The sequence below is a fragment of the Insolitispirillum peregrinum genome, assembly GCF_900156605.1.
GTDB lineage: Bacteria > Pseudomonadota > Alphaproteobacteria > Rhodospirillales > Rhodospirillaceae > Insolitispirillum > Insolitispirillum peregrinum.
Window position 1 is genome coordinate 412891 of record NZ_FTOA01000003.1, and the last position, 14449, is coordinate 427339.

Annotated in this window: 12 protein-coding genes; 2 read left to right on the plus strand and 10 right to left on the minus strand. The window is 61.2% G+C overall.

Going from position 1 to position 14449, the window contains the following annotated elements; all coding sequences use genetic code 11:
* Positions 1-328: 328 nt before the first annotated feature.
* The gene (ettA, locus tag BW995_RS09610) at positions 329-2008 is read right to left on the minus strand and encodes an energy-dependent translational throttle protein EttA (protein ID WP_076400010.1); all 1680 of its coding nucleotides are present in this window, start codon (positions 2006-2008) and stop codon (positions 329-331) included.
* Positions 2009-2443: 435 nt separating this feature from the next.
* On the opposite strand from ettA, the gene BW995_RS09615 reads away from it, so the two are divergent.
* Complete coding sequence (locus tag BW995_RS09615; protein ID WP_076400012.1) at positions 2444-3511, plus strand: PAS domain S-box protein; 1068 nt, start codon at positions 2444-2446, stop codon at positions 3509-3511.
* A gap of 13 nt (positions 3512-3524) precedes the next feature.
* Here BW995_RS09615 and BW995_RS09620 read toward each other — a convergent pair whose 3' ends face one another.
* From BW995_RS09620 to BW995_RS09660, 9 genes are all read right to left on the minus strand, one after another.
* Positions 3525-3920, minus strand: coding sequence for a DUF1850 domain-containing protein (locus tag BW995_RS09620; RefSeq protein WP_245821380.1), 396 nt, complete (start codon positions 3918-3920; stop codon positions 3525-3527).
* Entirely contained in the window at positions 3917-6007 is a 2091-nt protein-coding gene (locus BW995_RS09625) for a TRAP transporter permease (protein WP_076400013.1), read from the minus strand. The genes BW995_RS09620 and BW995_RS09625 overlap by 4 nt, the downstream gene beginning before the upstream one ends.
* A gap of 56 nt (positions 6008-6063) precedes the next feature.
* Positions 6064-7014 (minus strand): TAXI family TRAP transporter solute-binding subunit, encoded by a 951-nt coding sequence (locus BW995_RS09630; protein WP_076400015.1) that lies wholly within the window; start codon positions 7012-7014, stop codon positions 6064-6066.
* A gap of 438 nt (positions 7015-7452) precedes the next feature.
* A complete protein-coding gene (locus BW995_RS09635) occupies positions 7453-8502 on the minus strand; it encodes an amidohydrolase family protein (protein ID WP_076400016.1) in 1050 nt (349 codons plus the stop codon).
* A gap of 84 nt (positions 8503-8586) precedes the next feature.
* Positions 8587-9018: a thioredoxin TrxC gene (gene trxC, locus BW995_RS09640; RefSeq protein WP_076400018.1), complete on the minus strand. Its 432-nt coding sequence runs from the start codon at positions 9016-9018 to the stop codon at positions 8587-8589.
* Between the two features lies 1 nt (position 9019).
* A complete protein-coding gene (gene rpoH / locus BW995_RS09645; RefSeq protein ID WP_322099119.1) occupies positions 9020-10024 on the minus strand; it encodes an RNA polymerase sigma factor RpoH in 1005 nt (334 codons plus the stop codon).
* A gap of 96 nt (positions 10025-10120) precedes the next feature.
* Positions 10121-10645, minus strand: coding sequence for an Hsp20 family protein (locus tag BW995_RS09650; RefSeq protein WP_076400020.1), 525 nt, complete (start codon positions 10643-10645; stop codon positions 10121-10123).
* Between the two features lie 787 nt (positions 10646-11432).
* Positions 11433-12092 (minus strand): outer membrane protein, encoded by a 660-nt coding sequence (locus BW995_RS09655; RefSeq protein WP_084194728.1) that lies wholly within the window; start codon positions 12090-12092, stop codon positions 11433-11435.
* Positions 12093-12281: 189 nt separating this feature from the next.
* Positions 12282-12542: an usg protein gene (locus tag BW995_RS09660; RefSeq protein WP_076400024.1), complete on the minus strand. Its 261-nt coding sequence runs from the start codon at positions 12540-12542 to the stop codon at positions 12282-12284.
* 261 nt (positions 12543-12803) lie between these two features.
* On the opposite strand from BW995_RS09660, the gene groL reads away from it, so the two are divergent.
* Positions 12804-14447: a chaperonin GroEL gene (groL, locus tag BW995_RS09665; protein WP_076400027.1), complete on the plus strand. Its 1644-nt coding sequence runs from the start codon at positions 12804-12806 to the stop codon at positions 14445-14447.
* Positions 14448-14449: the final 2 nt, after the last annotated feature.

Consider the following 14449-nt stretch of genomic DNA (forward strand, 5'->3'; position numbering starts at 1 on the left):
TCTGGCAAAAAAAGAAGGCCGCCCTTGCGGACGGCCTCCCGAGTTCCATATGCTTGCCAATAGTACTAGAGCCGTGAGCGTTAAACCTGACGCCACAATACCCGACAGTTTGAAAACAAAAGCGGGCTGCCGCCCGGACCTGCTCGGGGCCTGAGGCCCCGAACCCCCATTTTTTCTTTTATAATCAAAGGAATGGGGTCTGGGGCCTTAAGGCCCCAGCGAGGTGTGGAGCAGCGCTCCACGGTCTTGCTTTCCTGCTGTCATGTCGTGTGACCTGACGCAGGCACGCTGCTCTAACCTTCTGTTCTGTCGCATTGTTCCGTGCGGATTAGCGATGAACCGGCTTGTACTTGATGCGGTGCGGCTGGTCGGCATCGGCCCCCAGACGGCGCTTCTTGTCGGCTTCGTAGTCCTGGAAGTTGCCTTCGAACCACTCGACGTGGGAATCGCCTTCATAGGCCATGATGTGGGTGGCAATACGGTCGAGGAACCAGCGATCGTGGGAGATGACCACGGCGCAGCCCGGGAAGTCGAGCAGGGCGTCTTCCAGCGCACGCAGGGTGTCAACGTCAAGGTCGTTGGTCGGTTCGTCAAGCAGCAGGACGTTGGCGCCGGACTTCAGCATCTTGGCCAGATGGACGCGGTTGCGTTCCCCACCGGACAACTGGCCGACCTTTTTCTGCTGGTCGCCACCCTTGAAGTTGAACGAGCCGACATAGGCGCGCGACTGGATCTTGCGCTTGCCGAGGTCGATTTCGTCCTGACCGTCCGAGATTTCGTCCCACACGGTCTTGTTGTCGTCCAGCGCATCGCGGCTCTGGTCGATGTAGCCGAGGCTGACGGTCTCCCCGACGCGGATCGAGCCGGCATCGGGGGTTTCCGCGCCGGTCAACAGCTTGAACAGGGTGGTTTTACCGGCACCGTTCGGGCCGATCACGCCGACGATGCCGCCCGGCGGCAGACGGAAGGTCAGGTTTTCAAACAGCAGGCGATCGCCAAAGGACTTGGTCAGGTTTTCGGCCTCGATCACCACGTTGCCGAGGCGCTCGGGGGTCGGGATGACGATCTGGGCGGTACCGGGGGCCTTGTCGTTGGACTTGGCAACCAGATCCTCGAAGGCGGTGATACGGGCCTTCTGCTTGGCCTGACGGCCCTTGGGGTTGGCGCGGATCCAGTCGAGTTCCTGGGTGATGATGCGCTGACGGGCGTCTTCTTCGCGCGATTCCTGTTCCAGACGCTTCTGCTTCTGCTCCAGCCATGCCGAGTAGTTGCCCTCGTAGGGGATGGCGCGGCCACGGTCCAGTTCCAGAATCCAGCTGGTGACGTTGTCGAGGAAGTAACGATCGTGGGTAACGGCGACCACGGTGCCTTCGTACTCTTCGAGGAACCGTTCCAGCCAGAACACGCTTTCGGCGTCGAGGTGGTTGGTCGGTTCGTCAAGCAGCAGCATGTCCGGGCGCGACAGCAGCAGGCGGGCCAGCGCCACGCGGCGGCGTTCCCCACCGGACAGCTTGGTCACGTCGGCATCGCCATCGGGACAGCGCAGGGCGTCCATGGCGATTTCGACCTTGCGTTCGACATCCCAGCCGTCGCAGGCGTCGATCTTTTCCTGCAGGTCGCCCTGTTCGGCGATCAGGTCGTTCATCTCGTCGTCGCTCAGCTCTTCGGCAAAGCGGGCAGAGACTTCATCGAAACGCTGGCGCAGGCCAAAGACCTCGCCCGCGCCTTCCATGACGTTCTCGAGCACGGTCTTGTTCGGATCGAGCTGGGGTTCCTGCGGCAGATAGCCGACCTTGACGCCTTCGGCGGCACGGGCTTCACCGCTGAATTCCTTGTCCCAGCCAGCCATGATGCGCAGCAGGGTCGATTTACCGGCGCCGTTGTAGCCGAGCACACCGATCTTCGCCCCCGGCAGGAACGACAGATGAACCCCTTCCACAACCTTGCGGCCACCAGGGTAAACCTTGGTCAGATCGCGCATGGTGTAGATGTACTGGTAGGCGGCCATGAAACCTCCGGCATTGAAGAGAAGAAAGACCCGCAGATGCGCTGGGTGTTTGGGGAGGGGTTGTACCCCACTCGCCAGGGATTGGGAAGGGTTTGCGTGCGTTTGATGGGCGCATGGGGGGCTGGCATGGAAGATGCTGGATAACTGAACGCTTCGGTTGTTCAGAACAGCAAGAAATGCTGCGCGACTCCGATTCAGGATACCTCCATAGGATGCGATTAGACTAAAGTATATGTTATTTCAATGCCTTGCCAGAGTTTGTGCAGGGAGTATCCCAAAAAGGGTTAGCCGTAAAGAAGGGGGTGTTTTTGCAAAGTGCGTTGCATTTTGCGAATGCGCCTCAGTTGATTTGCATTTTGCTGCTGCAATTTGCAAGGCGTTGCATGTGAACGTCCCGTGCACAGGGGCTCGGGCCGGATAAGGAGACAGGCGTTGATGCTGACCATCAGTGTGCCGACAGCGATGCTGCTGATGACGATTGTTTCCTTGAGTCTGGCAGGGATGACGCTGCTGGTGTGGGGCTTGCTCGAGCGTCACCGGGCGGTTCTGGTGTGGGCGATTGCCCATGCCCTGTGGGCCGGATCGATCCTTTTGCTGATGGGGCGGGGGATTCTGCCCGACGTATTGAGCATCCTGCTGGCCAATGCGATGGCGGTTTCCTCGCTGATCGCGGTCTGGTGGGGGGTGGCGCTGTTTATTGGCAAACCACTCCCGATGTTGGGGACCGCCAGCATTTCGACCGCTTACGGGCTGGCTTTTCCGTGGCTGACGTGGATCACCCCCAGCCTGTCTGCCCGGGTGGTGGTGGTGCGTCTGTTGATGCTGTTTGCCTTGACCGGTGCCCTGCACACCCTGTTGGTCAACAGGAAAAGAATTGGCAACACCAAGGCGATCCTGCTGAGCCTGATTGGCCTGTTGCCGGGAATGCTGGTGATGGGCGGAACGTTGATCGGGGCGGTGTTGACCTGGGAGTCGCCTGCGGCCTTCTTTGAGCATCCGGTGGTCAGGATGACCGTGATCGGCGGGATCGTTGCCAATCTGGCCTGGGGATTGAGCGTGTTGTTTCTGGTCATCGAACGGCGGTCGCTGCTGCGCGAGCAGGATGAAGCGGTTCACCATGTCCTGACCGAACAGAGCGTGGTCGGGCTGTACATGATCGAAGGCGATCGCTTTACCTACGTCAACAATGCCTGTGCGGACATTTTCGGCTATTGCCCGCAGGTGCTGGTCGATGAAATGCAGGTCTTGGATCTGGCAATCCCCGAGGATCGTGAGCGCCTGGGTGAAGGCTTGCGGCGCTATGCCAGCGGGGAACTGAACGGACGCCGCTATCATTACCGCGCCCAGCGGCGCAACGGCGAGCTGGTCGATATCGAAGGCGAAGCCCGTCTGGCCCATTGGCAGGGACGCAATGTGGTGGTCGGGGTGATGGTTGCCCTCGGTGGGACTGCCTCACCTGTTCCGCAGCCTGAAAACCTGCCGCTGGCCGGGACACTGCCCTGATTGATCTCTTGTTTTAACGAACGCCGGAACAAACACCCAGACGGATCGGGTGGGTATCGCCCGCCGGACGCCCGGCCCATGCGGCCAACGGGGCGCACTGGTCCGCAACGCACAGGGTGGCCGGGGCGGTAAAGGTGCTGTCTGGTATGATCAGCTCCTTCTGCGGGGGCAGGTCGGGGTGATAGACATACCAACCGTCATGAAACCGCGCCTCGGGCGGAGGCTCCATTCCGGCGCCGCTTCCCCGGATGCGGGCGTCTCCGGCCTGCAGGCCTGCCGGGGTTGCTTGCCACTGTTCTTCCCACTGGACCTTTTCAACCGAATGCTGCCAGGCCAACGTTGCCGTGCTGCCGGGGAGAGCGTGTAACGCTCCCCCCAGGACGCCAATGCACAGGGTCAGAGCACTCACGCCCGGCTCCGCTGGCGGAACCATTGCCAGCCAATGAACGTTGCGGCCAGTGCAAAGCCGATTTCATCGGTGGCGGGCAGGGCGGCAACCAGTGACATGGCGGCAGCGGTCGCCCACAGCCGTTCCAGCCAGCTCAGGGGCCGGGTCAGATAGCCAATGGCCGCCGCTCCCCACAGGCCAATCGACAGGATGGCCTTGATCACCACATAGGCGACAGCGGCCGGATAGCCGATGTCCTGCGCCAATGGCCCGCCATCCTGCAACATCAGGGCCGGGGTATAGACCGCCATGAACGGCACCACAAAGCCCGCCACCGCGATCCGCAAGCAGTTCATGCCAATCCGCAAGCCCGAGGCGCGGGCAATCGGCGATGCCGCAAAGGCTGCCAGCGCAACCGGAGGCGTCAGGTCGGCCATGATGCCGAAATAGAACACGAACATGTGGCTGACGATCAGCGGTACGCCGAGGTTTTCCAGCGCCGGGCCCACCAGCGACGAGGTGATGATGTAGTTGGGAATGGTCGGAATCCCCATCCCCAGCACCAGACAGGCGACCATGGTCATCACCAGTGACAGGAACAGGCTGTCGGCACCGACTTCGACGATCACGCGGGTGAAGTTGGTGGCGGCCCCGGTCAGGGTCATGGTGCCGATGATCACCCCGACCAGCGCGCAGGCGACGGCCACCGGCAAGGCATTGCGGGCGCCTTCGGCCATCGCTTCGGCCATGGCGGTCAGGGTTTCCCGTCCACCCTTGATCACCATCAGCGCGACGACCATCACGGCGATCAGGCTGAAGATGGCGGTGATGCCAAAGGTCTGGTGGCCGAGGGAGGCAAGGACGCCAATCACCAGCCAGAAGGCGATGCGCAGCACCAGCGGGCCAATGCCCTGACCAAGACGCCGCCCGGCGATCAGGATGGCGGTGAAGGCAAGCCCGGCCGTTCCGGCGAACAGCGGCGTATAGCCGGAAAACAGCAGGGTAATCAGCACCAGCAGCGGCAAGGCAAGTGGCCAGCCTTTACGCAAGGCATTGCGCACGCTGGGCAGTTCGCTTTTGGGGACGCCTTTCAGCCCCAGTCGGCCCGCTTCCAGATGCACCATCCAGAAGGCTGTGCCGAAATACAGCAGGGCCGGGATCAGGGCGGCCTGAATGATCTCGGTATAGGCGACGTTCAGGGTCTCGGCCATGATGAACGCCACCGCGCCCATCACCGGCGGCATGATCTGCCCGCCCATCGAGGCGGTGGCTTCGACCGCCCCGGCAAAGGCTGGCTTGAACCCCATGCGGATCATCAGGGGAATGGTGAACTGGCCGGTGGTGACCACATTGGCGACCCCCGAGCCGTTGACCGTCCCCATCATTGCCGACGAAACCACCGCCACCTTGGCCGGGCCGCCCTGGCTGCCACCGACCGAGCCGATGGCAACATCGGTAAACAGCGAGATGATGCCCGCCCGTTCGAGAAAGGCACCAAAGACGATGAACAGGAAGATATACGAGGCAGACACATAGGTCGGGATGCCAAAGATACCTTCGGTGCCGAGGAACAACTGGTCCACCACCTGATCAAAGTCATAGCCCCGGTGATTGAGCGGTGACGGCAGGTATTGCCCGAACAGGGCATAGGCGAGAAAAACGGCGCAAATGGAGGGCAAGGCCCAGCCCATCATCCGGCGGGCGGCTTCGAACACCAGTGCGACCATCAGGCAGCCGACGATGATGTCTGTTTCGGTCGGCATCCCCGACCGCATGATCAGATCCGGTTCAAAGATCCAGTGGTAAAACGCCAGAGCAAAGCCCAGCAAGCCGAGGAACCAGTCCCAGGCAGCCCGCAGGCCGGTCTTGCGAAAGGTGCGGGCGGTCAGGATGAAGGTCAGCAGCAGGACGAATCCGACGTGCATCGAGCGCATGACGATCGACGGCAAGGGGGAATAGGCCGCCATGGCGATTTGCCAGGCGGAAAAGGTAATGGCCAGACAAAAGATCAGTTTGCCGACCAGCGAAACCCGCTCACCGAGGGTGATATGCCCGCCCTCGCCATCGTTGAACGGCTCGGGGGCGGCGGCAGAAGAGGGAGTGGACATGCGTCAGAGGCTCCTGAGGCAATGGAGGCCGGGAAAACCCGGCCTCGTGCATGGCGTTATTTCAGGATACCGGCTTCGCGATAGAACTTTTCCGCCCCCGGATGCAATGGCAGCGGCAGGCCAGAGGTTGCCTCCTGCAGGGTGATCCCCTGTGCAGCAGAATGGGCAGACAACAGGTCGGCCCGGTGGTCGAACATCGACTTGGTCATCTGATAGATCAGATCGTCGGGCAGGTCGGACCGGGTCACCAGAATGTTGCGGATGGCAACGGTCGGGACATCCTTGGTCACGCCGTCATAGGACCCGGCGGGGACGGTGGTCGGGATGAACACCGGGTCGTTGATGGCGGCAACGGTTTCCTTGGGAACTTCAACGATGGTGATGGCGGTGGTCGAGGCCAGATCGCGGATGGCCGACACCCCCAGACCCGCAGACAGCAAGGTGGCGTCAAGCTGGCGGTTCTTCATCAATTCGACGCTTTCCCCGAACGACAGGTATTCGGTCTTGGCAAAATCCTTGTAGGACATGCCAGCGGCGGCAAAAATCTTGCGGGCGTTCAGCTCGGTCCCGGACTTGGGGGCACCGACCGAAATCCGCTTGCCCTTCAGGTCTGCCAGACTGGTGATGCCACTGTCGGCGCGGGCGACGATCTGGATGTAATTCGGATAAATGGCGGCAATGGCCCGCAGCTTGTCGAGCTTTTGCGGAAAGCCTGCATCTTCTTCGGCATTCCAGGCCCCGGACACCGAATCCCCCAGCGCAAAGCCGACTTCCCCACGGCCCCGCTGCAACAGGTTCAGGTTTTCGACGCTGGCCTTGGTTGACTGGACGCTGGTGCGCACCTCCGGCACGTAATCGGCATAGACCTTCGACAGTGCCACGCCCAGCGGATAATAAACGCCAGTCGAGCCGCCGGTCAGGACGGTGACAAAGGTTTCGGCCTTGGCGGGCAGCCCGGCCAGTCCGACAGCGGCGGCAGTCAGGGCGCCAAGAATGAGTTTCTTCATGGGTGTTATCCTCCTGATCGGGTGTGTTTTTTATGGGGTACCCTGTTCTGGTCAGGGTCCGGTATGTTTTGTTTTCATCAACAGGGCATGAACAGCAGGGCGCGATGCCGGTTTGATATCTGCAACACCCTGATGCCACGCTGCAAAAGCGTTTTTATCCAGCGTCAGGGAGTTCTTCCCCTCAGCCCTTTGAGGGTCTGACTGTGCCGGGTCGTTGCGGGCGAAACCAAGACAACATTGCTCTGCAAGCCATAGGAAAATGCTATGGATATTTGTTTCATATGCAATGAAAATGCATGCGCACCCGTCTGAAATCACCTGATTGGGGGGCGTACCTTAGAGCAGCGTGCGTTAAATCTGACGCAGGCACGCTGCTCTAACCTTTTGTCCTGTCGCATTGTTGTTGCGAAAACCGGTTCCCACTTTTCGCACAATGCTCTAGCCGAACGTTTCCCCAAACAGCAGGCGCCAGGCATTGCCATAGGCCACCTGCTGGCGAACGCCGTCGGGCAGCTCGGCGAGGAAGTGGCGCAGGTGACCATCATAGGTGTCGATCTTGTCCAGACGATCCTGCCCCAGATCCAGCGCCGCAACAAAGCGGCTGGGGTGAGCGGCGATCACATCGCGCCACTCGCTTTTCAGGCTACCACCGTCGTTCCAGACCCGCGCCTGCCGTTGTCCGCTGACCGGATAGACCGATTTGGCTGACCCAAAGGCGGTATCGAAATACAGGTTGGGAAAGCGGGTGAGCAGGTCGTTGACATAGGCGGGGGAATAGCGGCTGGCCCGTTCGATATAGCGGATTTGTGCCAGATGGCACCAGATCACCGTTGCTTTCGGATAGCGGGCCAGCATCTGCTCCAGGGCGTGCAACAGGGCATCCTCGATTTCATAGTGAATCTGAAAGGCCAGCCCGGTTTTCTCGCTGAGGGCAAACAGGCTCTCTCCCAGCGGGCCATCCAGCGCAATGGCGCTGTCACGGTCTTCATCGCCGCGCCTGGCCTGCCGGGGAGAGGGGTAATGGCGGAATTCGTATTCGCCAAACATCAAAATATCATGGCGCTCTGCCGCTGCCTGCTGGGCGGCCAGAAACGGCGTTGCCTGATCGGTGGTGGCCGGTTCCTGCCCGCCGTTGCCAACCGGGATGAAATGCTGCGGGAATTCCTGTACCAGCCGGGCGGCCAGCGGGTCATACAGCTCGGGCTGAGCCAGCATCTGGGGGTTGGGGTCTGCCGACAAGGCCATCATACCGATCTTCAGCCGGTCCATGGCGGCGGCAACGGCGGCGGGGTCAACCTGCCGGGAGTTGCACGAGCTTTCGAGGTCAATATAGGGCAAGGCCCCGTCCGCCAACAGCCCCTTGAGACGACGGGCGTAGCCATCCTTCAGCGTTTGCCGCGCTGATGCCGCCATGGCGTGGACGGGCAGCGTGCGCAGAAGGGGAACGGCAGCCAGTCCGGCAAGCAACTGGCGTCTGCTGATGGTCATGAGAGGGGCTCCTGCACACAGGGTGGTCGCACCACGATGCAGAGCCATTCCGGGTATGGTCAAGGGGGAAGCGGATGAGACGCTCTAAATTCCGTCCACATGCTGCCGCAGCCAGTCGAGCAGCGCGGGGAACGGCATGGCCCCGCTGACACGGGCGACTTCCTGACCCCGCTGCATCAGCACCAGCGTCGGAATCGAGCGGATGTTGAACCGGCTGGCCAGTGCCTGTTCCGCCTCGGTGTCAACCTTGGCGATGCGCAGGCGGGGTTCCAGACGGCTGGCTGCCTGATCGAGCACCGGCGCCATCGCCCGGCACGGGCCGCACCACGCCGCCCAGAAATCCACCAGCACCGGCAGGTCTGATTTTTCCCAGTGGGCGGCGGCTGTGGCGGCGGTCAAGGCAACCGGCGCACCGGTAAACAGGGCTGAACCGCATTTGCCACATTTCCCCTGACGGGGGTCACGGTCGGGCGGCGTGCGGTTCAGTCCGGCACAGTGGGGACAGGCCACGATCATGTCAGGCGGCCCTGGCCGGGCGGCGCTGCCACTGGGTGCTGACCAGTTCGGCCTGTTGCTGTTCTTCTTCCACCAGCGAGCGCAGGCGGGCTTCCAGCTTTTGCATGGCGCGGGCTTCGATCTGGCGGACGCGCTCCCGCGACAGGCTGTAGTGCTCGCCCAGCGATTCCAGCGTCACCGGGTCATCAATCAGGCGGCGCTGGGTGATGATGTAGCGTTCGCGCTCGTTCAGGGCTTCCAGCGCCAGTCGGACCAGCCGCTGCGAACGGTTGCTTTCCTGCCGGGCCGACAGAGCGTCTTCCTGCGTCGGCGCATCATCAACCAGCAGATCGACGCGTTCGGCATCGCCATCTTCGCCGACCGGGCTGTTCAGCGAGCCATCACGGGCCATCAGGCGGCCATTCATCGCGTGAACGTCTTCCTTGCGCACCGCCAGCGTGGTGGCAATCTGCTGGGCGTGTTCGTCGGACAGGGTCGATTCGTCATAGGCTCCCAGTTGGGCCTTCAGCTTGCGCAGGTTATAGAAAATACGCTTTTGCGTCGAAACGGTACCGATCTTGACCAGTGACCAGGCGTTCAGGATGTATTCGTTGACCGAGGCCTTGATCCACCACATGGCATAGGTGGCCAGACGGAAGCCCTTTTCCGGCTCGAACTTGTTCACCGCCTTGATCAGACCGACGTTGCCCTCGGCAATCAGGTCGGCCAGCGGCAGCCCGTAGCGGCGGTAGTGCATGGCAATCTTGACCACCAGACGCAGGTGGCTGGTGATCAGGCGATGGGCGGCGGCCTGATCCTGAGTGGCGGCAACCTGCCGGGTCAGGAACTGTTCTTCTTCCAGCGTCAGCAGCGGGATCCGCTTGATCTTTTGCAGATACGCCCGCAGGCCATCTTCCGGCATCGGCAGGGCCATCGACTCGCCTGCGGCAGCGCGAGTGACCGGGGTCACCGGAGCAACCAGTGTGGCAGGGACGGCTGACGGGATGATGGGCGCGTGAAAGGTCATGGTGGACTCCCCTGGGAAAACGATGCGAGCGGGCAAGTACAAAAGCTGCGGGCGGCTCTGGATCTGAAGACGCCGCCCGCAGGACGGGGGAAGGGGTCAGGCCGCGTGCGGCAGGGACGGGTCGGTCGCAACCGGCTGGTCACTGCCGACCTGCGGCACCATCGGTGCAGCCGGGCGGCCGGTGGTGATGTCGATCCGGCGCGGTTTGGCCTGTTCCGGGACTTCGCGCTTCAGGGCAACGGTCAGCAGGCCATCGCGCAGGGTGGCACCGGTCACCGTCACCGTGTCGGCAAGCTGGAAGCGGCGCACGAAATCCCGCAGGGCAATGCCCCGATGCAGCAGGCGAGCCGACTCTTGTCGGGTGTCCTGAGCCTTGTGGCCGCTGACGGTCAACAGGCCGGATTCGGCTTCGACGGTGATGTCTTCGGGAGCAAAACCGGCAACGGCCACGGTGATGCTATAGGCATCGCCGCCGTCTTCGGTCGGTCCCAGATGTTCAATGTTATAGGGGGGATAGCTGTTGTTCGGCTCGGCCAGACGGCTGGCGGTTTCGGCCAGGCGGGCCAGGCGGTCAAAGCCAACGCCAGAGCGGAACAACGGGGCGAGATCAAAAGCGTTCATGACATCCTCCTGTGAGCGATGTGACGGCCTCTTGTGTCCCTGACACCAAGCGACCATGAAAAGCTGCAACCGGATGGCTTGCCGGGCTGTCCCGGCAGAAACACAGAAACCCGGCAGTCGGTCCTTTTGTGGCGCGGTGAGCGCAACAAGGGGCGAGCCGGGCTTGCGATTCGGGCAGGACGGGGTCCAGTGCGACCTAGGAGGCCGGAGATCGGCGGGCAGAATACCTGACCGTATCAATCTGTTATCGTTGGAAAAGCACTTCCCTTCGGGGACAGGGCCTTCGGAACGATCCGGGAACCTATGGCGCTTCTTCGCAAGCCACCATATACTTGCCGGATGAACCACGCTGACCCCATACGGGCGTCACTGGCGGTTCGGGCAATCGACGGACCCGCATCTTTGCGGCGACCATCTAGGGACAATATAATTCGGTCCCTATCGATTGTCAAGCGTTACCCCAGCCCTCGGGTGCGACTTTCCAGTGTCTGGCAGTGTGCTTTTCCGCAGTGCCGGGTTTTAGGGCAGTGAGCGCAAAAGCGGGAACCGGTTTTCGCAAAATCACTGCGACAGAACAAAAAGTTAGACCAGCGTGTCTGCGTCAGATCACGGTACACGACAGTTGGTGAAGAATGGCAGAGCGCTCCACGGTCTTGTTCCCAAACTGTCGTGCACTGTGGCGTCAGATTTTACGCCCCCTGGTTCAGGGGAGCTTGTGGCTGATTTGAAAAAGACAAAAAAAGGGGGAGCGAATGCTCCCCCTCTCTTTTTCTGTCGTCTGGATGCCTTAGAAGGCGTAGCGGACGCCAGCCTGAAGTTCGTGGGCGCGCAGGTCGCCTTTGGCGGTCGCGTTACCGACGGTCACGCCGCCGATGGTGGCGGTGCTGCCGCTCTTGGCTTCGCCGAGGTCGAGGTAACGGTAGCCCACGTCGATGGTCCACTTCGGTGCAACGTCGATGCCGACACCCGCACCCACCTGCCAGGCGAGGGAGGTGGTGGTATCGCCTTCCAGCGAGCCGTTGACGCCAGCAGTGGTGGTGATGTCGGTGTCGCTGACCTTGTTGCGCGAGAAGCCGATGCCTGCGCCGACATAGGGGGTAAACATACCCATCTTGGCAACATCAACGTAAACGTTGGCCATGCCGGTGATGGCGCTGACATCGCCCTTGAAGTTGAAGGTGGTGCCGCCCTGGGTGGTGTTGGCATTGATGTCATAGCCACCACGGTACCCGAGGGTCAGGTCGGTGCGCAGGTACTGGTTGAAACGATAGCCAACGCCAGCGCCGATGATCGGGCTGTTGCCGACATCGTCGTCCATGTCCTTGCCAGCGTCGCGCGAGAACGACCAGCCGCTGTCAAGGCGGGCATAGATACCTTCGTCAGCAGCCTGGGCCGCAGTTGCCGACAGGACGAGCGCTGCTGTGGCCGCAATGATCTTCTTCATCATGATCTCTCTTGAGGTAGTGTATGGAACAAAGTTCGATTCAGGGTTATATGATTCCACCTGAATCTTGCAATCCCATTTTCAGGATAAATTGAGGAATAACAACTTGATGTGATGGGAATGTCACGCCCGTCACAATCAGGGACTGTGACGGGCGTGTGAAATGCAACAATCTGTAATTGTTATGCATGTTCAATGCAGCACAAACTCCCGATGCACAACCTTCATTTCGCTGCTGGTGATCAGTGACGCCGACATCACATGGACAGAATGCAGCGGCCCTTCCAGCTCGCGTTGCCAGAAGTCCAGAAAGCGCCTCAGGTGGGGGAAGTCAGGGGCCAGGTCATAGTCCTGCCAGATGTACTGCTGCAAAACGGCAGGGAAATCGGGCAGGTGGTAAAAGATCCGGGCGGTGGTCAGGCGATGGTTTTGCAGTTGCCGGACAAGTGACATGGCAGCCTCCTGTGGCGAAAAAAAACTCCGCGTCGTCCATGAGTCTGATTTTGTGACTCTGCGATGAAAGTTCAATATCTTTTTTAAAACAATATGTTGGCAGTCCTGTGCTGCGAGTGCTGCCAAAATGGGCATGCCTGTATGTGTTGCACAGTTTGCTGTTGGCACTCTGGGGCAGGGAGTGCTAAAACCATAGAAGATGTAAGGCTCCTGCGCCGCAGGCCTGTAACGTTTTCCGTCAGAAACCAAGGATCAGTCCGAATGGCCGCAAAAGACATCCAGTTCTCTACCGAAGCCCGTGCCCGCATGCTGAAGGGCGTTGACCTGATGGCGGATGCGGTAAAGGTCACGCTGGGGCCCAAGGGCCGCAATGTGCTGATTGCCAAGTCGTTTGGTGCGCCGCGTATCACCAAGGATGGTGTTTCGGTTGCCAAGGAAATCGAACTTGAGGGCAGGTTCGAAAACATGGGCGCGCAGATGATCAAGGACGTGGCGGCCAAGACCGCCGATCTGGCGGGGGATGGCACCACCACCTCGACCGTTCTGGCGCAGACCATCGTGCGCGAAGGCGTCAAGGCGGTGGCGGCGGGCCTCAATCCGATGGATCTGAAGCGCGGCATTGATGCTGCGGTGGCGGCGGTGCTGGCCGACATTCAGGGGCGCTCGCGTCCGGTGGCGTCGAATGCCGAGATTGCTCAGGTGGCAACCGTCTCGGCCAATGGCGAGCGCGAAATCGGGGACATGATCGCCCGCGCGATGGAAACCGTCGGCAATGCCGGGGTGATCACCGTCGAGGAAGCCAAGGGCCTGACCACCGAGCTGGAGGTGGTCGAAGGGATGGCCTTTGACCGTGGCTATCTGTCGTCGCATTTCTGGACCGACCGGGACAAGATGCTGATCGACCTCGAAAACCCCTATCTGTTCATTTACGATCAGGCGCTGACCTCGATTGCACCGATCATTCCGCTGCTGGAAAGCGTCCTGAAGTCCGGTCGCCCGCTGCTGATCATTGCCGAGGACGTGCAGGGTGACGCGCTGGCGACTCTGGTGGTCAACAAGCTGCGCGGCGGGCTGAAGGTGGCGGCGATCAAGGCTCCAGCCTTTGGCGATCGCCGCAAGGCCATGCTGCAGGATATTGCCATCCTGACCGGCGGCACGGTGATCAGCGAAGAGATGGGGATCAAGCTGGACGCCGCCACTCTGGACATGCTGGGCAGCGCCAACCGGATCATGATCAACAAGGACAAGACCACCATCGTTGGTGGTGCTGGCTCGGCAGAGGACATTGCCGCCCGTTGTGACCAGATTCGCAACGATATTGCCAATGCCCATTCCGATTATGAAATCGAACGTTTCCAGGAACGGCTGGCCAAGCTGTCCGGCGGCGTGGCGGTGATCCGCGTCGGCGGCATGTCGGAAATGGAAGTGAAGGAAAAGAAGGACCGCGTTGACGATGCCCTCAGCGCCACCCGTGCGGCGGTGGAAGAGGGGATCGTGGCCGGTGGCGGTACCGCCCTGCTGTATGCCACCCGTGCGCTTGATGGTCTGACAGTGGCCAACGACGCGCAGGCGGTCGGGGTGACGATCGTCCGTCATGCGCTGAAGGCTCCGCTGTGCCAGATTGTCAGCAATGCGGGCCATGACGGCACGGTGGTCGCGGGCAAGCTGCTGGAGCAGAGCGAAACCGCCTATGGTTTCGATGCGCAGACTGGCACCTATGGCGATCTGTTCGCAGCCGGCATCATTGACCCGACCAAGGTGGTGCGCACCGCCCTGCTGGATGCGGCGTCGGTGGCGGGCCTGATGATCACCACCGAAGTGATGATTGCCGAAACCCCGCAGCCCAAGGCAGCGGCTCCGGCGGGTGGTATGGGTGGCATGGGGGATATGGGCGGGATGTTCTGATC